This is a genomic window from Sphaerimonospora cavernae, from assembly GCF_042435035.1.
GTDB lineage: Bacteria > Actinomycetota > Actinomycetes > Streptosporangiales > Streptosporangiaceae > Sphaerimonospora > Sphaerimonospora cavernae.
This window is the reverse complement of sequence record NZ_JBHMQT010000014.1, coordinates 173489-194839: the sequence shown is the minus strand read 5'-3', so window position 1 is coordinate 194839 and position 21351 is coordinate 173489. Positions and strand designations below refer to the sequence as shown.

Annotated in this window: 20 protein-coding genes; 15 read left to right on the top strand and 5 right to left on the bottom strand. The window is 69.1% G+C overall.

The genetic code is table 11. From position 1 onward, the window contains the following. Positions 1–13: 13 nt before the first annotated feature. Positions 14–754 (bottom strand): HAD family hydrolase, encoded by a 741-nt coding sequence (locus tag ACFHYQ_RS09965; protein ID WP_394300816.1) that lies wholly within the window; start codon positions 752–754, stop codon positions 14–16. Positions 755–957: 203 nt separating this feature from the next. On the opposite strand from ACFHYQ_RS09965, the gene ACFHYQ_RS09960 reads away from it, so the two are divergent. Next, the gene (locus ACFHYQ_RS09960; RefSeq protein ID WP_394300815.1) at positions 958–2169 is read left to right on the top strand and encodes a cytochrome P450; all 1212 of its coding nucleotides are present in this window, start codon (positions 958–960) and stop codon (positions 2167–2169) included. A gap of 53 nt (positions 2170–2222) precedes the next feature. Here the strand turns inward: ACFHYQ_RS09960 and ACFHYQ_RS09955 are convergent, their stop codons facing one another. Continuing rightward, complete coding sequence (locus tag ACFHYQ_RS09955) at positions 2223–3248, bottom strand: GDP-mannose 4,6-dehydratase (RefSeq protein WP_394300814.1); 1026 nt, start codon at positions 3246–3248, stop codon at positions 2223–2225. A 256-nt stretch (positions 3249–3504) separates the two neighbouring features. On the opposite strand from ACFHYQ_RS09955, the gene ACFHYQ_RS09950 reads away from it, so the two are divergent. The 3 genes from ACFHYQ_RS09950 (at position 3505) to ACFHYQ_RS09940 (ending at position 6631) form a co-directional block, all read left to right on the top strand. Next, positions 3505–4785, top strand: coding sequence for a glycosyltransferase family 4 protein (locus ACFHYQ_RS09950; protein ID WP_394300813.1), 1281 nt, complete (start codon positions 3505–3507; stop codon positions 4783–4785). A gap of 62 nt (positions 4786–4847) precedes the next feature. Beyond that, a complete protein-coding gene (locus ACFHYQ_RS09945; RefSeq protein ID WP_394300812.1) occupies positions 4848–5561 on the top strand; it encodes a class I SAM-dependent methyltransferase in 714 nt (237 codons plus the stop codon). After that, positions 5558–6631, top strand: a complete 1074-nt coding sequence (locus ACFHYQ_RS09940; RefSeq protein WP_394300811.1) for a prenyltransferase — start codon at positions 5558–5560, stop codon at positions 6629–6631. Before ACFHYQ_RS09945 ends, ACFHYQ_RS09940 begins: the two co-directional genes overlap by 4 nt. Positions 6632–6639: 8 nt before the next feature. Here ACFHYQ_RS09940 and ACFHYQ_RS09935 read toward each other — a convergent pair whose 3' ends face one another. Continuing rightward, the gene (locus tag ACFHYQ_RS09935) at positions 6640–7275 is read right to left on the bottom strand and encodes a class I SAM-dependent methyltransferase (RefSeq protein ID WP_394300810.1); all 636 of its coding nucleotides are present in this window, start codon (positions 7273–7275) and stop codon (positions 6640–6642) included. An 82-nt stretch (positions 7276–7357) separates the two neighbouring features. Between ACFHYQ_RS09935 and ACFHYQ_RS09930 the strand changes: the two genes are divergently transcribed. The 4 genes from ACFHYQ_RS09930 to ACFHYQ_RS09915 all read left to right on the top strand — a co-directional run bounded on the left by ACFHYQ_RS09930 (position 7358) and on the right by ACFHYQ_RS09915 (position 10755). Further along, positions 7358–7849, top strand: coding sequence for a pyridoxamine 5'-phosphate oxidase family protein (locus tag ACFHYQ_RS09930; protein ID WP_394300809.1), 492 nt, complete (start codon positions 7358–7360; stop codon positions 7847–7849). Between the two features lie 36 nt (positions 7850–7885). Next, positions 7886–8080: a ferredoxin gene (locus ACFHYQ_RS09925; protein WP_394300808.1), complete on the top strand. Its 195-nt coding sequence runs from the start codon at positions 7886–7888 to the stop codon at positions 8078–8080. Between the two features lie 79 nt (positions 8081–8159). Continuing rightward, entirely contained in the window at positions 8160–9245 is a 1086-nt protein-coding gene (locus tag ACFHYQ_RS09920; RefSeq protein WP_394300807.1) for an alcohol dehydrogenase catalytic domain-containing protein, read from the top strand. A gap of 64 nt (positions 9246–9309) precedes the next feature. Beyond that, entirely contained in the window at positions 9310–10755 is a 1446-nt protein-coding gene (locus tag ACFHYQ_RS09915; RefSeq protein WP_394300806.1) for an ATP-binding protein, read from the top strand. A gap of 120 nt (positions 10756–10875) precedes the next feature. On the opposite strand, the gene ACFHYQ_RS09910 is transcribed toward ACFHYQ_RS09915, so the two are convergent. Next, positions 10876–11526 (bottom strand): TetR family transcriptional regulator, encoded by a 651-nt coding sequence (locus ACFHYQ_RS09910; protein ID WP_394300805.1) that lies wholly within the window; start codon positions 11524–11526, stop codon positions 10876–10878. A 383-nt stretch (positions 11527–11909) separates the two neighbouring features. Further along, complete coding sequence (locus ACFHYQ_RS09905; protein ID WP_394300804.1) at positions 11910–13448, bottom strand: RNA polymerase sigma factor; 1539 nt, start codon at positions 13446–13448, stop codon at positions 11910–11912. 365 nt (positions 13449–13813) lie between these two features. Here ACFHYQ_RS09905 and ACFHYQ_RS09900 point away from each other — a divergent pair, with 365 nt between their 5' ends. The 7 genes from ACFHYQ_RS09900 (at position 13814) to ACFHYQ_RS09870 (ending at position 21277) form a co-directional block, all read left to right on the top strand. Beyond that, on the top strand, positions 13814–14884 hold the full coding sequence (locus ACFHYQ_RS09900; protein ID WP_394300803.1) for an ABC transporter ATP-binding protein: 1071 nt from the start codon (positions 13814–13816) through the stop codon (positions 14882–14884). Continuing rightward, positions 14881–15558, top strand: coding sequence for an ABC transporter permease (locus tag ACFHYQ_RS09895; RefSeq protein WP_394300802.1), 678 nt, complete (start codon positions 14881–14883; stop codon positions 15556–15558). The genes ACFHYQ_RS09900 and ACFHYQ_RS09895 overlap by 4 nt, the downstream gene beginning before the upstream one ends. Further along, positions 15555–16217, top strand: coding sequence for an ABC transporter permease (locus ACFHYQ_RS09890; RefSeq protein WP_394300801.1), 663 nt, complete (start codon positions 15555–15557; stop codon positions 16215–16217). The genes ACFHYQ_RS09895 and ACFHYQ_RS09890 overlap by 4 nt, the downstream gene beginning before the upstream one ends. A 39-nt stretch (positions 16218–16256) precedes the next feature. Then, complete coding sequence (locus ACFHYQ_RS09885) at positions 16257–17174, top strand: ABC transporter substrate-binding protein (protein ID WP_394300800.1); 918 nt, start codon at positions 16257–16259, stop codon at positions 17172–17174. A 32-nt stretch (positions 17175–17206) separates the two neighbouring features. After that, entirely contained in the window at positions 17207–17698 is a 492-nt protein-coding gene (locus ACFHYQ_RS09880) for a flavin reductase family protein (protein ID WP_394300799.1), read from the top strand. Between the two features lie 36 nt (positions 17699–17734). After that, on the top strand, positions 17735–19579 hold the full coding sequence (locus tag ACFHYQ_RS09875; protein WP_394300798.1) for an asparagine synthase-related protein: 1845 nt from the start codon (positions 17735–17737) through the stop codon (positions 19577–19579). 189 nt (positions 19580–19768) lie between these two features. Continuing rightward, entirely contained in the window at positions 19769–21277 is a 1509-nt protein-coding gene (locus ACFHYQ_RS09870; RefSeq protein ID WP_394300797.1) for a glycosyl hydrolase family 18 protein, read from the top strand. Positions 21278–21351: the final 74 nt, after the last annotated feature.

Sequence of the window (21351 nt, the reverse complement as noted above, 5' to 3'; positions counted from 1 at the left end):
CAGAGGGCGTCTGTCAGGGGTGGAGGAGCTGGGCGAGGTCTGTGATCACTATGTCGGCGCCGTGCTCGCGCAGCGCGTCCGCCTGCCCGAGACGGTCGACGCCGACGACGAAGGCGAAGTCTCCGGCGCGGCCGGCCGCCACCCCGGCCAGCGCGTCCTCGAACACGGCCGCCTCGCTCGGCTTCAACCTGAGCGCCTCGGCGCCCGCGAGGTACATGTCGGGGGCGGGCTTGCCGGCCAGGCCGCGCTCCTCGGCGACGACGCCGTCGATCCGCACCTCGAACAGGCCGGCGAGTCCGGCGGCGGCGAGCACCCGTTCGGTGTTGGCGCTCGACGACACGACGGCCCGATGCAGGCCGGCGTCCCGGACGGCGTGGACATAGCGGGCCGAGCCTTCGAAGACCTCCACGCCGCGCTCGTCCAGCAAGCCCTGGACGAGATCGTTCTTGCGGTTGCTCAGGCCGTGCAGGGTGAGCGTGCCGGGCGGGTCGCCCGGCGACCCCTCCGGCAGGTCGATGTCCCGCGCCTCCAGGAATGTCCGCGTCCCGTCGATCCGCTTCTTGCCGTCGACGTAGCGCTCGTAGTCGGTCACCTCGTCGAACGGCACGAAGGGCACACCGGTCCGTGCCGCGTGCTCACGCAGGAAGTCGTCGAACGCCGCCTTCCACGCGGCTGCGTGAACCTTGGCGGTGCGCGTCAGCACGCCGTCCATGTCGAACAGGCAGCCCCGGACTCCGTCGGGCAACCCCAGCATCGCCTTCCCCGATCGGTCGATGTCCCGTCCCCGGTCCTCTTCCTGGTCATCCGTACCCTCCGGCCCCCGGTCCTATCGGTACGGGTGACCTCAAGCCCGAGTATGACTGACGCCGCGGTATGACTGACAGCGGCAACCCTTGACGATCTCTTGGGACCGTAATAGAACACGTTTCAACAGGACGGGCGAACCGGGTGGAGCCAATGGAAGTGAATCTCGTCGACCAGGACTACTACGCGCGGCGCGGCGCCCCGTACGACCAGTTCCGCTGGCTGCGGGCGAACGCGCCGGTCTTCTGGCACGAGGGCGACGCCGAGCGTGGCTGGCCCGGGTTCTGGGCGGTCACCAGGCACGAGGACGTCGTCCACGTCTCCCGCCACTCGGACCTGTTCTCCTCCTACCGGAGGCTGGCGCTGTTCAACGAGTTGCCGGACGAGCAGGTCGAACTGCAGCGGCTGATGCTGCTCAACCAGGATCCTCCCGAGCACACCCGGCGGCGCTCCCTCGTCAACCGCGGCTTCACCCCACGGGTGATCGGCCGGCTGGAGGAGCACATCAGGGACATCTGCCGGCAGCTCATCGACGAGGCGGAGCAACTGCCCGAGGTGGACTTCGTCAGGGACGTCGCCGCGCCGCTCCCGCTGTATGTGATCTGTGAGCTGCTCGGCGCCCCGGTGGAGGACCGGGAAAAGATCTTCGAGTGGTCGAACCGGCTGGTCGGCAGCGAGGACCCCGAATACGCCGCAAGCCCGGAGGAGGGCCAGGCGGCCGCGATGGAGGTCTACGCGTACGCCGACGCCCTGGCCGCGGCCCGTAAGGAGGCCGGCCCGAGGGACGACATCGTCACCAGGCTTCTGCGCCCGGACGACAACGGCGAGGTGCTGGGCCAGGACGAGTTCGACCTGTTCGTGCTGCTGCTCATCGTCGCCGGCAACGAGACCACCAGGAACGCGGCGTCCGGCGGCATGCTGGCCATGTTCGAAAACCCCGCACAGTGGGCCCGGCTGGTCGCCGACCCGTCGCTGGCCGTACGGACCGCCGACGAGATCGTCCGCTGGGTCTCCCCGGTGAACCTGTTCCGGCGTACGGCGACGGCCGACACCGAGATCCGCGGCCAGAAGATCTCCGAGGGTGACAAGGTGGTGGTGTTCTACGGCTCGGCCAACCGGGACGAGGACGTGTTCGACCTGCCCGACGTCTTCGACATCGCCCGCGACCCCAACCCGCACATCGGCTTCGGCGGCGGCGGAGCGCACTTCTGCCTCGGCAACCACCTGGCCAAGCTCGAGCTCAAGGTCCTCTTCGAGGTGCTGGCCGAGCGCTTCCCCGACATCCGCCAGACCGGTGCGGCCACCCGCCTCAGATCCAACTTCATCAACGGCATAAAAACCCTCCCCGTCTCCCTCCGCCCGTGATCACTCCCCCCTTCGGGAAGTGATCTTGCGAATTCTCACAGGAATGGGGGGTGTCAGGGCCAGGGGGAGTACTGGTCGGGGTCTTCGCCGTCTGACAGCAGACGGAGATCGGCCTCGACCATCATGGCGACGAGCTCCTCGAAGGACACGGTCGGCTCCCAGCCGAGCTGTGTCCTGGCCTTCTTCGGGTCGGCGCACAGCAGGTCCACCTCGGCCGGCCGGTGCAGCGACCGGTCGTGGACGACGTAACGCTCCCAGTCGAGCCCGACGGCGCCGAAGGCGGCCTCCACCAGTTCGCGGACCGAATGCGTACGGCCGGTGCCGATCACATAGTCCTCCGGCGTTTCGGCCGTCATCATCATGTGCATCGCGCGTACGAAGTCGCCGGCGTACCCCCAGTCCCGGCGTGCCTCCAGGTTGCCCAGGCGGAGTTCCGTCGCCATGCCCAGCTTGATCCGGGCGACGCCCAGCGAGACCTTACGGGTGACGAACTCCGCCCCCCGCCGGGGGGACTCGTGGTTGAACAGGATCCCCGACACGGCGAACATGCCGTACGACTCGCGGTAGTTCTGCGTGAGGAAGTGTCCGTACGCCTTCGCCACGCCGTACGGGGAGCGGGGGTGGAACGGCGTGCGCTCGGTCTGCGGTGTCTCCCTGACCTGGCCGAACATCTCGGAGGACGACGCCTGGTAGAACCGGATCTGCCCGTCGGCCGACCCGCGTGAGCCGGTGATCCCCGAGCAGACGCGGATCGCCTCGAGCATGCGCAGCACGCCCATCCCGGTAACCTCGGCGGTGAGCTCGGCCTGCTCCCACGACATGGGCACGAACGAGATGGCACCCAGGTTGTAGACCTCGTCGGGCTGTACCTTCTCCACGGCGGAGATCAGCGAGCCCTGGTCGAGCAGGTCGCCGCGGACGAGCCGTACGTCCTGGAGCAACCTGCGCACGCGCGGTACCCTCGGGTTGGCCTGGCCGCGCACGAGGCCCCACACCTCGTAGCCCTCACTCAGCAGATGCTCTGCGAGATAGGAGCCGTCCTGACCGGTGATGCCGGTGAGCAGCGCACGCCTGGTCAACGGTTCCTCCTCGCCTGAGCCCAACTCTGGTCTGTGATGACGCGAATGTACCGCCATGCCCGGCTCGAGGCTCCACCCGTCGGTCATTCGATGCTAGAACGTGTTGCACCGAATGACGTTCGGGTAGGCTAACCCCGCAGGTCCGGCGGTCTCTCGGTAAAGCAGGGAGCCATTTCACCGGCCCTTCCCACACTAGGGTCAAATGGTAGGGTTCACTGCCAGCCCCTGCCGGGGCACGGCTGGAAAGGGGTGCCGCTTGGCGGAGAGGCTGCGAGTCGCGCTGCTGTCCTACCGCAGCAAACCCACCTGTGGCGGCCAGGGGGTGTACCTACGCCACATCAGCCGCGAACTCGTCGCGCTCGGGCACCACGTCGAGGTCTTCTCCGGCCAGCCGTACCCGGAGCTCGACGAGGGCGTCATCCTCAACAAGGTCCCCAGCCTGGACCTCTACCGGGACGAGGATCCGTTCCGCGTTCCTAAGCTCCGCGAGTATCGCGACTGGGTCGACGTGCTCGAGTTCGCCACCATGTGCACGGCCGGCTTCCCCGAGCCGCTGACGTTCAGCCTTCGCGCCCACCGCGAGCTCAAGAAACGCGCCGGCGACTTCGACGTGGTCCAGGACAACCAGACGCTGGGCTACGGCGTGCTCGGCATCCAGCGGCATCTTCCGGTGGTCGGCACCATCCATCACCCGATCAGCGTCGACCGGCGGATCGAACTGAAGGCCGCCAAGGGGTGGAAGAAGCTGTCGATGCGCCGTTGGTACGGCTTCGTGCGCATGCAGAGCTTCGTCGCGCCCCGGCTCAGTCCGATCCTCACGGTGAGCGAGTCGTCTCTCGCCGACATCCACCGCGACTTCGGGGTCCCGCAGTCCAACATGCGGCTGATCCCGCTCGGCGTCGACACCCGGTTCTTCCACCCTCGCCCGCGGCTGCCCAGGCGTCCGGGCTCGATCGTGGCCGTGGCCAGCGCCGACTCTCCGATGAAGGGGGTCGCGACGCTGCTGCGGGCGGTCGCCAAGCTCGCGACAGAACGGGACGTCGACCTGACCGTGGTCAGCAGGCCGACGCCCGGGGGGCCGACCGAGAAGCTGGTCGCCGAGCTGTCGCTGCACGACCGGGTACGGTTCGTCCACGGCATCTCCGACGAGGAACTGGCCGAGCTGATCGCCACCTCAGAGGTGTCCGTCGTCCCCTCGCTGTACGAGGGCTTCTCGCTGCCGGCCGTCGAGCACATGGCGTGCGGCACTCCGCTGGTGGCCAGCCGTACGGGCGCCCTGCCCGAGGTCGTCGGCGACGCGGCCGTCCAGGTGACGCCGGGCGACGCCGAGGAGCTCGCCGCGGTGCTGCGCCGGCTTCTCGACTCCCCGCAGGAGCGGGCGGCGATCGGCCGCAGGGGCTACGACCGCGTGATGGAGCGGTACGCGTGGCCGGTCGTCGCGCAGCGCACCGTCGAGGCGTACGGCGAGGCCATCGCGGCCCACCGGGCCACCCACAGGGCCACCCACAGGGCCCGCGCGGGCCGTACGGCCGGCTGACCGATCCGATCGATCCGATCGATCCGACCCGAACCCTCCCGTTATCACGAAAGGTGGGGCGAGTGCTGACCGTCGACTTCAACCGGCTGCCCGTCGGGCCGGGGAACCGCGTTCTCGACCTCGGCGCCGGAGGTGGCCGGCACGCCTTCGAGGTGCTGCGCCGGGGCGCCGACGTCGTCGCCTTCGACATGGACGCCGCCGAACTCGAGGGCGTGGCCGCCATGTTCACCGCGATGGACAAGGAGGGCGAGGTCCCGGACGGCGCGTCCGGCGAGGCCGTCGTCGGCGACGCACTCGACATGCCGTTCCCGGACGCCTCGTTCGATCGGGTGATCGCGGCGGAGGTGCTGGAGCACATTCCCGATGACATGTCGGCGATGCGGGAGATCGTCCGGGTGCTCAAGCCGGGTGGCCGGGCCGCCATCACGGTCCCCAGCTTCCTGCCGGAGCGCATCTGCTGGGCCCTCTCGGAGGAGTATCACACCGCCCCCGGCGGTCATATCCGGATTTATACCTTGGCGGAGCTCCAGGCGAAGCTGAAGTCGTGTGGGCTCGAGGTGGGCGCCCACCACTACGCCCACGGGCTGCATGCGCCGTACTGGTGGATCAAGTGCGCGGTCGGTGTCAACAACGACGAGCATCCCCTGGCGAAGGCGTACCACGAGCTGCTGGTCTGGGACATCATGAAGCGCCCGCTTGCCACCCGGCTCGCCGAGTCCGTGCTCAACCCCCTGATCGGCAAGAGCGTCGTGGTCTACGTCCGGAAGCCCACATGAGGGAGACCCCCGTCGCGCTTCCCGAGGTCTCCGGGATCATCACCCCCGACCAGGTGCTCCAGACGGCCCGGAGCATCGCGGCGATCCAGGAGCCCGACGGCGGCGTGCCGTGGCCGGACGGGCACGTCGACGCGTGGAACCACGTCGAGTGCCTGATGGCGCTCACGGTCGCCGGTCTGCGCGACGAGGCGCGCCGCGGCTACGTGTGGCTGGTACGGCACCAGCGGCCGGACGGCTCCTGGCCCGTGAAGATGGTCGGCGGTGAGCCCGCCGAGGCCGCCGGGGAGTCGAACCACGCGGCGTACATCGCGGTCGGCGTCTGGCACGACCTACTGGTGACCGGCGACGAAGTCTTCGCCCGCGCGATGTGGCCGGTGGTCGTCAGAGCCCTCGGCTTCGTGATCGGGCTGCAGACGAGCCGGGGCGAGATCCGGTGGCAGCGTGACGCCGACGGGACCCCCGCGGCGTACGCACTGCTCACCGGATGCTCGTCGATCTACCAGGGGCTGCGCTGCGGCGTGCTGCTCGCCGAGCGGCTGGGCGACCCCCAGCCCGACTGGGAACTGGCCGCCGACACGCTGGGACACGTGATCGCCGCCCACCCGGAGGCGTTCGCCGACAAGAGCCGCTTCTCGATGGACTGGTACTACCCGGTGCTCGGCGGTGCCGTACGGGGGCCGGAGGCTGCGCGGCGGTTCGACCGGGAGTGGGACGCCTTCGTCGTGCCCGGCCTCGGCGCGCGGTGCGTCAGCGACCAGCCGTGGGTGACCGGGGCCGAGTCGTGCGAGCTGGTGCTGGCCCTCGACGCGGCGGGGCTGCGCGAGCGGGCGCTCGGTGTGTTCGCCGACATGCAGCACCTGCGGCACGAGGACGGGTCCTACTGGACCGGCTGGCAGTTCGTGAACGAGAGGCACTTCCCGCACGAGCGCTCGGGCTACACGGCGGCCGCGGTGATCCTCGCGGCCGACGCCCTGTCCCGGGCCACGCCCGGCTCGGGTGTGTTCCGCGATGCCGGGGACCACCTGGTCCGGGTCAACGACGACTGCGGCTGCGAGCGCGCCCGCGCCTGAGCGCGAGATCACGCCGAGATGCGTTCCAGGACGCGGAGGGAGCCGACGGCGCGGACCTCGGTGAACGACCCCGAGGCGAGGGCGCGCAGGTAGACCCGGTAGGGCGCCTGCCCGCCGTCGGCCGGATCGGGATAGATGTCGTGGAACACCAGCGCGCCCCCCACCGCCACATGCCGGGCCCAGCCCTCGTAGTCCTGCGTCACCGGTTCCTCCGAGTGGCCGCCGTCGATGAACAGCGCGCCCAGCGGCGTGTGCCAGAACCGCGCGACGGTCGCCGACGCGCCGACGACGGCGATCACCTCGTCCTCGAGCCCCGCGGCGGCGATCGTCTCGCGGAAGAACGGCAGCGAGTCCATCCGGCCCGACCTCGGGTCGACCAGCTCCGGATCGTGATGTGGCCATCCCGGCTGGATCTCCTCCGAGCCGCGATGGTGGTCCACGGTGAACACGACCGATCCGGCCATCCGGGCCCCCGCGCCGAGGTAGACGGCGGACTTGCCGCAATATGTGCCGATCTCACAGATCGGGCCGCGGGAGCCGTACGCGGAGGCGATCTCGAACAGGGCCAGCCCCTCCTCCGGCGGCATGAACCCCCTGGTCTCCTCGGCCAGGCGGCGAAGCTCGGCGGGCATCGTCACGGTCATGCGCTCTCCCCCTGTACGGTCCCCGAACAAGATTCTGCCACGCCCCTTGCCCGTTTTTATGCAACATGTTCTACTTTGCATCGTGAAACAGCGTGACCGGATAGCCATGACCGAGAACGAGATCGCCGAGTTCCTTCAGGGCGGCCGCAAGCTCCAGCTCGCCACGATCAATCCGGACGGCATGCCACACCTGGTCACCATGTTCTACGGGCTCACCGACGGCGCGATCGCGTTCTGGACGTACGGCAAGTCCCAGAAGACCCGCAACATCGAACGCGATCCCCGGGTGAGCTGCCTCATCGAGACCGGCGACGACTACTCCGAACTGCGCGGCGTGCTCCTGTACGGCAAGGCGCGGCGCATCGACGACCCGTCGGGCGTCCTCGACGTCGGGATGACGGTGACCCGGCGGATGACCGGCATGACAGCCGACGAGGTGGCGGAGATCCGCGAACACGTCGAGCACACCGGACGCAAGCGGGTCGCCTTCGTGGTCGAGCCGTTCCGCGTCGTGTCCTGGGATCACCGCAAGCTCGGCGGCGATAGCGTGAGGCAGCGGCGATCCGAAGAATGAGATCGTCATGACAGCCGCACGACAGGAGGACGCACCATGAGGATCAAGGTCGACTACGACGTGTGCGAGGCGAACGCCGTCTGCATGGGCCTCGCCCCGGAGGTCTTCGAAGTCGACGACCAGGACATGCTCAACGTGCTGATGCCCGAGCCGCCGGCCGAGCTGCACGACCGCGTACGGCACGCGGCGCGGTCCTGCCCCAAGGCCGCCATCACCATCGTGGACGACTGACCGCCCCTTAGGACCACTGACCCTCATGGACGACTGACGAGGACCATTCCCCTACAGACCGGACAACCAGGAGGTCCCCATGCGCGGCGCGCTGTTACATGCGGTCGGCGACGAGAAGCTCGACATCCGTGACGATTTCACGCTGACGCCGGTGGGACCGGCCGACGTCCGCGTACGCATCAGGGCGACCGGGGTCTGCCAGTCCGACCTGTCGGTGCTGTCGGGCGTGCTGCCCATGCCGCTGCCGGTGATCCCGGGTCACGAGGGCGCGGGAGAGGTCGTCGAGGTGGGCGACCAGGTGACCTCCGTACAACCTGGCGACCACGTCATCATCAACTGGACGCCTGCCTGCGGCGACTGCCCGAACTGCATCGTCGGTCAGCCGAACCTCTGCATGACGTACATCATGAAGAGCTTCGCCGAGGCCAGGTTCCGTTACGACGGAGACAAGCCGGCGTTCGGCATGTCCGGTTGCGGCACCTGGGCCGAGGAGATCGTGGTCCCCTGGCAGGGCGCCGTCAAGGTCGACCCCGAGGTGCCCTTCGAGGCCGCCGCGTTGATCGGTTGCGGCATCACCACGGGCGTGGGCGCCGTGCTCAACACGGCGAAGGTACGGCCCGGGTCGACCGTCGCCGTCGTAGGTTGCGGCGGCGTCGGGTTGTCGGTGATCCAGGGCGCCCGACTGTCCGGCGCGACCACGATCCTCGCGATCGACCCGCTGGAGTCCAAGCACGAGCTCGCCAAGAAGGTGGGCGCGACCCACGCGTGCACGCCCGACGGGCTCATGGACGCGATCGGCACGCTGACCGGCGGCCAGGGCTTCGACTACGGCTTCGAGGTGGTCGGCAGATCCGCCGCGATCATGACGGCATGGCAGGCGACCCGCCGCGGCGGCGACACGATCGTCGTCGGAGCGGGCGCCATGGACGACCAGGTCCCGCTGACGGCCTTCAGTCTGCTGTTCGAGGGCAAGAACCTGCTCAGCTCGATGTACGGCGGAGCCGACGTGCGCCGGGACTTCCCGCGCTTCGCCGCCCTTTACAAGGCGGGCAAGCTCGACCTGGACAGCATGATCAGCTCCAGGATCAAGCTGTCCGACCTGAACGACGCCGTCGCCGCACTCAAGAGCGGCGAAGTGCTCCGCCAGATCGTCGTCTTCGACTGACGCGACATCGCTGTCCCCCTATGTAGATAGCATCTAGCTAGATGGCATCTACATAGGGGGCCTGATGGTGCGATCGACGTTCATCGGACGCCGAACCGAGCTCGCCGTGCTCCGCAAGCGCCTCGACCAGGTGCGTGTCACAGGCAGCGGGGCCGCCCTGGCCATCAGGGGCCGTCGCCAGGTGGGCAAGTCTCGGCTCGTGCAGGAGTTCTGCGACCAGGCCGGCGTGCCGTACCTGTACTTCACCGCTACCAAGGGCATGTCTCCGGTGGAGTCGGTGGCGGAGTTCTGTGCGGAGCTCGCGGACTCATCACTGCCGCCGACACCGGAGCATGTCGTCCAGTTGACCAGCGGAAGCTGGCCCGAGGCGTTCCGGGTCCTGCTCGCGGCACTTCCCCCAGGTGCCGCAATCGTCGTCATCGACGAGATGCCCTGGCTCGCCGAGCAGGACGACCTGTTCGACGGAGCGCTGCAGACGGCTTGGGACAGGCTGCTGTCGGCCCGGCCGATCCTGCTGCTCCTGCCCGGCAGTGACCTGCACATGATGGAGCGCCTGACCGCCTACGACCGTCCGTTCTACGGGCGTGCCGACACCATGGCCCTCGGGCCGCTCAACCCGGCCGAGACCGCCGAGGCCATCGGCCTGACGGGAGCGGACGCGATGGACGCCTATCTCATAAGTGGAGGCCTGCCGGGAATCCTTCGCGCCTGGCCGTCGGGCACGCCTGCGCTCGATTTCATCCGGGCGGAATGCGCGGATCCGGCCTCTCCCCTGTTCGGTGTGCCCGAGTCGGTGCTGCTCGCCGAGTTCCCCACACCTGACCAGGCCCGCCGGGTGCTGGAGGCGGTCGGTAGCGGCGACCGGACGCAGGCCGCCATCGCGGCGGCGGCAGGCGGACGTGAGGGCCCACTGAAGTCGGGCTCGCTCTCTCCGCTTCTGCGTAGATTGGCGGAGGAGAAGCACGTTCTGGCCATCGATGAGCCCTTGTCAATCCAGCCGGGCAAACCGGCGCTGTACCGGATCTCGGATCACAACCTACGGATGTACCTGGGCGTTCTGCGCTCAGCGGCCGAGCACGTACGGCGCGGCCGGCCCGACATGGCCTTCCGGCTGGTGGAGCGGCGATGGACCAGTCTGCGCGGCCGGGCGGTGGAGCCGATCGTACGCGAGGCCCTGGGAGTCGCGGCCGCGGTGGGGGAGCTGCCATGGCCCGAGGCGGAGGCCATAGGCGGCTGGTGGAACCGCCAGTTCGCCCCCGAAGTCGACCTCGTCGGCGCCGATCGGTCCCCCGTGGCCCGTCAAATCGCGTTCGCGGGATCGATCAAGTGGCTCGGCACTCCGTTCGACGGGCACGACCTCGCCAAGCTCCGCCGCGATGCCGCACAGGTCCCCGGATTCGAAACCGGAGTGAGCGGTCTGGCCGTGGTATCGCTGTCCGGAGTCCACCCCGACACCCAACGTGTCGATCTCCTGTGGGGAGCAGAAGACGTCATCGACGCCTGGCGTTGACTCCCCCTCCCCGCACACCCTCCCCGTGATCTCGCACTTGCTCGCACACACCTACGCTGAGCTGCGCTTACCGCATTTGTTACCTTGCAGTCTCGGGGTGTCGCGGCATCGGGGGTTTGGTCAGAAGTCGGCTACGAGGCGTTGGGCGGCTAGCTCGATGCGTGACTGGATGTCGTCATAGGTGCGCTTGCCGCGCAGCATCTCCAGTAGCTCGTGCACCCAGATGGCGGCCAGCGACTCGGCGAGCGCGAGCCGCTCCCTGGTGACATCCCCGGAGGAGGCTTCGGCGATGACCCCGTCCGTACCGGTGCTGCCCGCGGCGACCCGCAGCAGCAGCCGCGCGAGCCGCTCTCCGAACGGCGTCTCGACCTCGGCCATGATCAGCGAGCGGATGAGGGCGTCGGCGAGCTCCGGCTCCCGCATGAGGCCCCGGGTGGCGCGCATCAGGACGTCCACGGCCCGGCCCGCCGGTGTGCCGGACGCGGGGGGACGTCGCTCGATGCTCGTCTCCAGCAGGTCGATCTCCTCGCTCACCACCGCTACGACCAGGTCCATTTTCGAGGGGAAATAGCGGTAGAGCGTGCCGAGGGCGACTCCGGCGCGTTCGGCGACCGTGCGCATCTGCATGGCTTCGACGCCGCCTCGTGAGGCGAGTGCGGCCGCTGCCTGGACGATGCGCCGGCGCCGCTGGTGCTGGCTGCGGGTGCGGGCACCGGTAGCCCCCTTCAGTGGTGGCGCCGGGTCGTCGGTGGCCGCTCGCGAGGTATGCATGAGAACACGTTATCTGATTCCCGCCCTCCTAGAAGGGTTACCGCTCAGTCGCAAAATCGCGCATTCCTCCATGCATTTCATGGTTATTTGCCCAACTGTGATCGCCTCGGAAACTCTGCCTCTGGACGGATATTAGAAGCTGTTCTAGCTTTCCGTTCAGGGGAGCGGGACGAGACCTTCTGGGCGACCCGGTGGACTTCGCTCTGGACGCGGTCCAGATGGAACCGCGCACGCTGACGTCGGGACTGCTGAGTCGAGAGGTCGCGCCGGCCGGGATCGAGGCACACGAGAAGAGTGGCCGGCCGTACGACCGTGATCTGGAAGGCGATGGCGAGGGCGGGCCTGGCTCCCCGAACCGCCCAGGTGAGCACTTCAGCCGACGATCAATGCGTGACCATGTTGGGTAGCGCGAAAAACACGATCAAGGCGATGGCCAGGCAGATCAGGAAGCCGATCAGTTCCCATGCCCAGTCGTAGTGGCGGTCGCGGTTCCTGACGCGCTTGCTCCGCGCCTGGGCCGCCTTGGGCGCCCTGCTCTCCCCGGCGGTCTTGCTCTCGGTCTCCTTGAGAGTGGGGCCCTCACCGGTGGCCGGTGCGGAGCCGGACGACGTCGAGCCAGACGTCGTCGAGACGGGCGCGGCGAAGACGGGCGGCGGAGGGTCGTCCTTGGTGGTGGTCCCGTGACCACCCCGCGTCTCCTGCCTGTCCGGGCTGTTCTCCTTCGGGCTGTTCTCCGGATCGAGGGGCCGGAAGGCGTCGAACGGCTCGGTGACGGGACCCGATGCCGCCGTCACGGGAAGCCCGGACACGGGAAACCCGAACACGGGGGATCGGGCGGCGGAGGATTGGGGCGCGGGAGCGTCGGACCGGGTGGGCGTGGCCTGCGCTGTGCCCGTCGCTGTGCCCGTTGCTGTGTCCGTTGCTGTGTCCGTCGCCGTACCCGTCGCATGGGACGCCGCTGTTTTCCCCGCCGTGCCGCCGCGTCGCCTGCGTGTACGGCCCTCGCCGAGCGCGGCCAGCAGCGAGCCGCGCAACCTGGGCATGGGCTCGGTGGTGGCCTCGTGCTTGGCCCTCCGCCTCGGCCTGGCCGAACCTGGCGCCTCGGTCTGAGCCGCGTGGGTCTGAGCCGCGTGGGTCTGAGCCGAGCCGGCCGGGACCGCGTCGGCCGGGACCGCGTCGGCCGGGACCACGCAGGTGTTGCTGACCTGGTCGGGCGCGCTCAGCGGCAGCGGCCAGGACGGAGCGGTCGGCCAGAGCCGCTTGATCGGCAGCGGGGGAGCGGCATCGGCCGCACCGGGGTCCTGGTGAGGCAGCGATGACAGCACCCGGCCGCGTACGTCGGCGGAGGGCCGGCGCCAGGGTAGCCGGGCCAGCACGTCTTCGATCGGGGCGACGCCGATCGCGTCGTAGATCTCGGCCACATCCGAGGCGAGGTACGGCGCCGACCTGACGGCCGACACCGCGGTCGCCAGAGTCTGGGCGAAGCGATGCCTCGCCCCGGCCGTGAGATCCTCGGCCGTGTCCGCTGCGACGTCCAGTACCAGAGAAAGTTCGGGCTTCGTCAGCCCGCACACGGCGGACAGCAGCAGCACCTCACGCTGGTGCGGGCGGATGTCGCGGAACACCCGCTCGATGAGCGCGGTGGCGGGATCGACAGCCGAGTCGACGGCGGGCATGGCGTAGCTGACGTCCCGGCGGTAGATCTCCCGGCGGGCCAGCGCGTAGAGGACGGCGCGCGGCGGTTCCCCGAACGGCAGCGCGGCGAACACCGCCACGACGGCGTCGCCGGCTGACGTGGTCTCACCGAGCTGGTCGTGACAGTACGCGAACAGCCCGGCGGCGTGACGCTCGTAGAACTCGGCGACCAGATCGCTCCGGGAGTGCTTCCCGGTGAGCGGCTGGCCGATGAGCGGTGTAGTCACGACCGCCTCCTGGGTGGTTCGGAGGGCAGACAGGAAGCCCGAGGCCAATCATGCCAAGACGTCACGGGTCGGCGCACCTCAGATGCCCTATTGGTGGGCATTCGGTCAAGATCTTCACGTATCATTCATGTGTTCGAATTCAGTGGTCACTCGGAGATGTCTACCGTACGGTCGTAGGCTGACGGTCAGGAGTCAACAACAAAAGAGTCATCAAGACAACGGTCATCGGCGCGAGGCCAGAGGCAGGAGCAGGGACGACGCGGGGCTGAAGAGGCAGAAGTCGGGGGGCGGGCCCGGCGGACCGGCGGCGCGAGGGTGACCACGACCCGGCGGCACCGGCGGGATCAAACGACGGGACGAAATCCTTGATCATATTCGACGGTGTCACCAAGCGTTATCAGGACGGCACGGTCGCCGTGGACGACCTGAGCATAGAGGTGCCCGGCGGGGCGATCACCGTGCTCGTCGGGCCGTCCGGGTGCGGCAAGACCACCTCGCTGCGGATGATCAACCGCATGGTCGACGCCACCTCGGGCCGGATCCTGCTCGGCGGCCGGGACGTACGGGAGATCGACCCGGCCACGCTGCGCCGCGGCATCGGATATGTGATCCAGCATGCCGGCCTGTTCCCGCACCGCAAGATCGTGGACAACGTGGCGACTGTGCCGTACCTGCTCGGCTGGAACAGGAAGAAGGCCCGGGCCCGAGCGATGGAGTTGATCGAGCTTGTGGGCCTCGACCCCAAGCTGGCGACGCGCTATCCCTTCCAGCTCTCCGGCGGCCAGCAGCAGCGCGTCGGGGTGGCCAGGGCGCTCGCGGCCGACCCGCCCGTGCTGCTGATGGACGAGCCGTTCAGCGCCGTCGACCCGGTGGTGCGGACCGGACTGCAGGACGAGTTGCTGCGTCTCCAGTCCGAGTTGCGGAAGACGATCGTGTTCGTCACCCACGACATCGACGAGGCGATCAAGCTGGGCGACACCGTGGCCGTCCTCCATACGGGAGGCAGACTCGCCCAGATGGCCGGACCGGCCACGCTGCTCAGCGAACCGGTCGACGATTTCGTCCGCGAGTTCCTCGGCCGCGACCGCGGCATCCGGCGGCTGTCCTTCATCTCCGCCAAGGACGTCCGGCTCGACCCGGCGCCCGCCGATCTCGCCGTCGACGACGACGACCGCCCGTTCGGCCTGCGCGTCGACGGCAGGCTCGTGCCGTACGGAACCTTCGATCCGGAGAGCGACTCGATGCGCGCGGCCTTGGACGCGGCGCTGCTGTCGCCCGACGGCACGGCCGTGGCGGTCGACGGAGACGGCCGCGTGCTGGGCGTGGCGACGCGGGAGGCGCTCGACGCCGTGCTGCGGAAATACGCCGGAGGCCTCCCTGACCAGAGAGCACCGGCCGATCAGGGAGCATCGGCCGGCGAGGGAGCACCGGCATGAAGAGCGAACCGCTGATCCGCTGGGACTGGATCACGCGGAACTGGGACAACGGCAGCCCGTCCGCGATCAGCACGCTGCTGGAGAGCCACCTCCTGATGGCCTTCGTCCCGGTGCTGCTCGGGCTGCTCGTCGCCCTGCCCCTCGGCCTGGCCTGCGCGCGCTGGCCACGCCTCTACCAGCCCACCGCCGGTCTGGTGAACGTGACGTACGCGCTGCCGTCGCTCGTGCTTTTCTCGATCTTCCTGTCCGTCACCGGGCTGACCCCGGCGACCGTCATCATCCCGCTGACGTTCTTCACGCTGGCCGTGCTGATCCCGGCGGTGGTGGACGGACTGGCCTCGGTGCCCGACCATGTGCGGCAGTCGGCGGTGGCGATGGGCTTCCGGCCGCTGCGCCGCCTGCTCCAGGTCGAGCTGCCGGTCGCCGTACCGGTGGTCCTGGCGGGCACGCGGGTGGCGACGGTGTCGAGCATCAGCCTGGTCAGCGTGGGCGCGCTGATCGGGCAGGGCGGCCTCGGCGAGCTCTTCATGGACGGCTGGCAGCGCCAGTTCTACACTCCGATCATCGTGGGGATCGCGCTCATCGTGCTGCTCGCCGTGCTCGCCGACGGCCTGCTCGTGCTCGCCCAACGGCTGCTCACTCCATGGTCCCGGGCACGGAGGGACGCGCGATGAGCTGGCTGATCGACTTCTTCGGGAACGCGGCCAACTGGTCCGGCCCGTACGGAATTCCCGTCCGGCTGCTGGAGCACCTGGAGTTCTCCGGGGTGGCGTTCCTGATCGCGGCCCTGATCGCCGTGCCGCTCGGCATGCTGACCGGACACACGGGCCGGGGCGCTTTGATCGTCGTCGTCTCGGCGAACGCCGCCCGCGCCCTGCCCACGCTCGGGCTGCTCGTGCTCGTCGTGCTGCTGGCGGGCGTCGGCACCGCGGCGCCGGTCCTGATCCCGCTGATCGTGCTGGCTGTTCCGCCGATCCTCGTCAACACCTATGAGGGCATCCGCGGAGTGGACCCCGACCTGCGCGACGCGGCGTACGGCATGGGCCTGCGCGGCCGGCAGGTCCTCTTCCGGGCGCTGGTCCCGGTCGCGCTGCCGCTGATCCTGCTCGGCCTGCGGCTCGCCGCGATCCAGGTGGTGTCGACGGCCACGATCGCGGCGTTCGTGGGGCTGGGCGGACTCGGGCGGTTCATCATCGACGGCATCGCCACCAAGACGTACGCCGACGTCATCGGGGGAGCGGTCCTGGTGGCCGCGCTCGCGCTGGCCGTCCAACTCGGTTTCACGCTGCTCCAGCGCGTGACCGTCTCGCCGGGAGTGCGTAACCTCTGGTGATCTGTTAACTTCTCCTACTTTTCCGACTTGAAGGGATTCATGATGATCCGACGCATCCTCGGCGCGACCGCCGTAGCCCTGGTGACGACGCTCGCCTTATCCGCCTGCGGCGGCGCCGACCCGCTGAGCACCACGGAGTCGGCTGACTCCGCCACCTCGAGCGGACTGGCCGGCCCGGTCGTCGTCGGCTCCTTCGACTTCCCCGAGAGCGTCCTGCTCGCCTCGATCTACGCGCAGGCGCTGCGGGCCAAGGGCATCACAGTCGAGGAGAAGCCCAACATCGGCAGCCGCGAGGTCGTGTACGACCAGATCAAGAGCGGCGGACTGACCGTTCTGCCCGAATATGTCGGCTCGCTGCTGGCGTTCGTCGACAAGAGCAGCACGGCCAGGACCCAGAGGGAGATCATGGCCGAAGTGAGGGCGAAGCTCCCGGCCGAACTCGTGCTTCTGGCACCGTCGGCCGCCGAGGACAACAACTCGCTGAGCGTGAGCAGGAAGACCGCCGACAAGTACGGCCTGGCCACGATGGAGGACCTGGCCAAGGTGTCGAAGAAGTTCGTCGTCGGCGGACCGCCCGAGTTCAAGCAGCGCCAGGAGGAGAACCTCAAGGCCGTCTACGGCATCGAGTTCAAGCAGTGGAAGCCGACGGGCGCGACCACCGCTGACGCGATCAAGAGCGGCACGATCCAGGTCGGCAACGTGTTCACCACCGACCCCAAGATCGTGCTGAACGACCTGGTGCCGCTGCAGGACACCGAGAACGCCTTCGGCGCCGAGAACGTCACCCCTCTGGTCTACCGGGCGGGAGTCAACGCCGAGGTCACCTCGGCTCTCGATGACATCTCGGCCAAGCTCGACACCGCCACGCTCGTGTCGCTGATGAAGCGGATCGCCGTCGACAAGGATGATCCTCCGGTGGTGGCCAAGGACTGGCTGACCCGGAACGGGCTCCTCTGACCCGTCCGGATGACCCGACCAGACAGGAAGGAGTGAGCTCGTTGCGCGGATTGTTCACCGAGGCCATGGCCCAGGCGGCGGCCGGGGTGGCGGTGGTCACCGTACGGGACGGCCGCGACGACCTCGGCGTCACCGTGACGTCCCTGACGTCGGTGTCGCTCGATCCTCCCCTCGTGCTGGTCGGTCTCACCTCGACGAGCTATCTGACCGAGGTGCTGCTGCGCCGGGACCAGTGGGCGGCCAGCCTGCTCGCCGACGGCCAGCAGGCGATCGCCTCGCGGTTCGCCGCGGCCGGCCGGCCCGGCGCGCGCCTGCTGCTGTCGGGGGTCGCCCACCATCGCGGCCCCCACAGCGACGCGCTCGTCGTGGACGGCGGCGTCGCCGCGATCGAGGTCGAGACGGCGCAGGTGGTGCCGGCGGGCGACCACACCCTGTTCATCGGGGAGGTCCGCAACGTCGATTACGTCAATGCCGCGAAAGCCCCGTTCGTCCGACTGCGCGGCCGGTATCGTCCGGTTCTCTGACGACGTGATCGCGAGTTCCACCGATGTGAGGTCTTCATGCGCGTTTTTCTCGCCGTGGCGAGCAAAGGCGGCGGCTCCGCCGAGCCGCTGCTCGACAGCGTGATCCGGCAGGCGGAAGACCTGATCGAGCAGGCTTTCCCGGTGCCCGCGGACACCGTGACCTCGGCTCGGCACCGATTTCCCGGGGCCGTACTGCTCGGCTGGGGAAACGAGGGCGACAGCCGTACCCGGCCCGAGCTCGTGACGGCGACACGGGACGCGGCCATCGGCGTCACCGGGCGGTTGCTCGACTGGGACGACGTGGGGAGGCTGCTCGGCCCGTCCTCGTCGGGCCTGTCGATGGGGGAGATCGCGCTCGGCACGCGCGGGTGTTTCTCCGCCATCAGGATCGAGCCGGGCGGGCTGACGGCCGTCACCGACATGACGCGGGCCTGCGGGATCTTCTACGCGCAGACGCCGGAGCTGCACATCGTCGGAAACCGGGCGCTTCTCGTGCACCTGGTGGCCCGCGGCGGCGGTCCGGTGGCCTGGGACGTGCGGGCCCTGCAGTCGATGGTGCGTCAGGGCTACTTCCTGTCCGACGAGACCCCGTTCGAGGGGGTCGCCGCGCTGCCCCCGTCGTCGACGCTCGACGTGCGTGACGGCGCCGGCCACGAACGGATCAGGCGGATCACGACGGTGCCGCCGCCCGCGGCCGGTCCCGTGCCGACATCGTCCCGGGGCAGGCGTGCCGCGATCGAGGGCCTGGCCGAGGCGCTGGTGGAGACGGTCCGGCCGCTCACCGACCAGGTCAACCTGGCGCTCACCGGAGGACGCGACAGCCGGCTGATGGCGGCGCTTCTCCACGCGGCCGGGGTGCCGTTCCGGGCTACCACCAACGGCCTGGACGACCATCCGGACGTCGTGATCGCCCGGCGGATCGCCGCCAAGCTCGGTGTCGAGCACAACGTGATCGCGCCCAAGCGAACGGAGCGGCGCGACGCGGTGCTGGTGGAGCATCCGCTGCGCCGTACCCACGAGGTGCTGCGCACGTGTGAGGGCATGACCTCCGCATACGAGAGCATCGTCGAATACCTGCCCTACAGCTCGAAGCTCACCATGTCCGGGCAGAGCGGGGAGATCCTGCGCGGCGGCTTCCTCTACAGTCAGGGAAATCCCGCGCCGGCCGCGATGCGGCGCCGCGTGGACGCGTTCTTCCTGAAGGACGAGGCCTTTTTCACCGACGACGCCAACGCCCACGCCCTCGAGCTCGCCACGCCCTGGCGCGAACGCGCCGAGACCGATCCCGCCGGGGCGCTCGACCACATATACGTCACCTACCGGGTGGGCAGATGGCACGCGGCGGCGCGCGCCGGATCGCTGCGCAGGGGAGACGCCGTGCAGCCGTTCCTCGACAACAGGGTGGTGGGGGCGGCGCTCGCCCTCGACCCGCTGTGGCGCCGCTCGGAGGAAGTCGTCCACGAACTGATCGGCATCTTCGCGCCGCGGCTTCGGGGGATCCCGCTCGAGGGCGCCGAGTGGAGGTTCCGGGCCGAGCGCACCCCCTCGAGGTGGGAGTCGCTGCTCGCCCGCCGCCGGTCGTCCGCGCCGAAGAAGTCGGCCGCGCCCAAACCGAAGGGCGGCGGAAGCGGTTGGAACTGGCGGACCAGCCCGGGAGAACGGCTGACCGCGGCGCTCCGCGACGGCGTACTCGGCGACGGCGTGCTCTGGGACCTCGTCAGGAAGGACGCCGTCGAGGAGATGTTCGCCGCGCCCGTGGTCAAGCAGCCCGCCCTCGCCTGGAATCTCTACACGGTCGGCGCGATGCTGTCCGGGGCCTACCCCGGCGACGCCCCCGGCGACCTCGATCCCATCGAGGTGCTCATCCCGTCGACAAGCTGATCCGCGGGTGCGGATCCGATCGGGAATGCCTTAGCGGATCCTTAAACAGAGATTAACCGGCGACTCGGGTGTTGACCGTCGGCTGACGTGAACGTAAGCTCCAGGATTAACTGATAGGAAACTTTCCTATGAGTTTCCGGGACACCCCCCTACCTGGAGCTACTTTTGCGAAAAATGTTGCTGGGGTCCATGGTCGCAGGCGCAATGTTGCTCGCGCCGCTCGCCATCGGGACCGCCACCGCCGCCACCGCCCCCCAGAGCGCGGTCGCCCTGGCCTACCCGGCCTGGGCCCCGAACACCTACTACGCCGTGGGCGCGCGGGTCACGTACTCCGGCAAGGACTACGAGATCGTCCAGCCGCACACGTCCCTGGCCGGCTGGGAGCCGCCGAACGTTCCGGCCCTGTGGAAGCTCCTCCCGGGCGGCTCCACGCCGTCGCCGTCCGCCACTCCGACGAAGCCTCCGACGAGCCCGTCGCCGTCCGCGACCCCGACGAAGCCTCCGACGAGCCCGTCGCCGTCCGCGACCCCCACGAAGCCTCCGACGAGCCCGTCGCCGTCCGCGACGCCGACGGCGCCGCCGCCGCCCGGTGGCAAGAAGGTGGTCGGCTACTTCACCAACTGGGGCGTCTACGGCCGTCAGTACTTCGTCAAGAACATCGCGACGAGCGGCTCGGCGGACAAGCTCACCCACCTTCTCTACGCCTTCGGCAACGTCACCAACGGTCAGTGCACCATCGGTGACGCCTACGCCGACTACGACATGGCGTACACCGCGGCGAACAGCGTGGACGGCGTGGCCGACACCTGGGACAACCCCAACGCGCTGCGCGGCGCCTTCAACCAGCTGCGCAAGCTGAAGGCCAAGTACCCGCACATCAAGGTGCTGTTCTCCTTCGGTGGCTGGACCTGGTCCGGCGGCTTCGGCCAGGCGGCGAAGAACCCCACGGCCTTCGCCAACTCCTGCTACAACCTCGTCGAGGACCCGCGCTGGGGCGATGTGTTCGACGGCATCGACATCGACTGGGAGTACCCGAACGCCTGTGGTCTGACCTGCGACAGCAGCGGCCCGAACGCCATGACCGACCTGGTGCGGGCGCTGCGCAACAAGTTCGGTAAGGACTACCTGATCACCGCGGCGATCACCGCTGACGCCAGCCCGGGCGGCAAGCTGGACCTCTCCGACTACGCGGGCGCGGGGCAGTACCTCGACTGGTACAACGTCATGACGTACGACTTCTTCGGCGCCTGGGACGCGAAGGGCCCGACGGCTCCGCACTCGCCGCTCACCTCCTACTCCGGCATCCCGATCGCTGACTTCAACAGCGACGCGGCGATCCAGAAGCTGAAGAACAAGGGCGTGCCGGCGAGCAAGATCCTGCTGGGCGTCGGCTTCTACGGCCGCGGCTGGACCGGCGTCACCCAGAGCACGCCGGGCGGCACCGCCACCGGCGCGGCTCCGGGCACCTACGAGGCGGGCATCGAGGACTACAAGGTCCTCAAGAACAGCTGCCCGGCCACCGGCACCATCGCGGGCACGGCGTACGCCAAGTGCGGCAGCAACTGGTGGAGCTACGACACCCCGGCCACCCTTGCCGGCAAGATGAGCTACATCAAGAACCAGGGCCTCGGCGGAGTCTTCTTCTGGGAGCTCAGCGGTGACACCACCAACGGTGAGCTGATCTCTGCCCTGAAGTAGCAACCTCTTCGACCAAGGTCGATCCGGGCCCCCACACCACCTGGTGTGGGGGCCCGTTCCCGTTTCTGCGCGGC

Excerpts from the sequence above, each read along its gene's own strand:
- ACFHYQ_RS09965 (WP_394300816.1), bottom strand. The coding sequence starts at position 754 with ATGCTGGGGTTGCCCGACGGAGTCCGGGGCTGCCTGTTCGACATGGAC.
- ACFHYQ_RS09890 (WP_394300801.1), top strand. The coding sequence starts at position 15,555 with ATGAGCTGGCTGATCGACTTCTTCGGGAACGCGGCCAACTGGTCCGGC.
- ACFHYQ_RS09935 (WP_394300810.1), bottom strand. The coding sequence starts at position 7,275 with ATGACCGTGACGATGCCCGCCGAGCTTCGCCGCCTGGCCGAGGAGACC.
- ACFHYQ_RS09910 (WP_394300805.1), bottom strand. The coding sequence starts at position 11,526 with ATGCATACCTCGCGAGCGGCCACCGACGACCCGGCGCCACCACTGAAG.
- ACFHYQ_RS09885 (WP_394300800.1), top strand. The coding sequence starts at position 16,257 with ATGATGATCCGACGCATCCTCGGCGCGACCGCCGTAGCCCTGGTGACG.
- ACFHYQ_RS09915 (WP_394300806.1), top strand. The coding sequence starts at position 9,310 with ATGGTGCGATCGACGTTCATCGGACGCCGAACCGAGCTCGCCGTGCTC.
- ACFHYQ_RS09940 (WP_394300811.1), top strand. The coding sequence starts at position 5,558 with ATGAGGGAGACCCCCGTCGCGCTTCCCGAGGTCTCCGGGATCATCACC.
- ACFHYQ_RS09960 (WP_394300815.1), top strand. The coding sequence starts at position 958 with ATGGAAGTGAATCTCGTCGACCAGGACTACTACGCGCGGCGCGGCGCC.
- ACFHYQ_RS09875 (WP_394300798.1), top strand. The coding sequence starts at position 17,735 with ATGCGCGTTTTTCTCGCCGTGGCGAGCAAAGGCGGCGGCTCCGCCGAG.
- ACFHYQ_RS09925 (WP_394300808.1), top strand. The coding sequence starts at position 7,886 with ATGAGGATCAAGGTCGACTACGACGTGTGCGAGGCGAACGCCGTCTGC.
- ACFHYQ_RS09920 (WP_394300807.1), top strand. The coding sequence starts at position 8,160 with ATGCGCGGCGCGCTGTTACATGCGGTCGGCGACGAGAAGCTCGACATC.
- ACFHYQ_RS09895 (WP_394300802.1), top strand. The coding sequence starts at position 14,881 with ATGAAGAGCGAACCGCTGATCCGCTGGGACTGGATCACGCGGAACTGG.
- ACFHYQ_RS09870 (WP_394300797.1), top strand. The coding sequence starts at position 19,769 with ATGGTCGCAGGCGCAATGTTGCTCGCGCCGCTCGCCATCGGGACCGCC.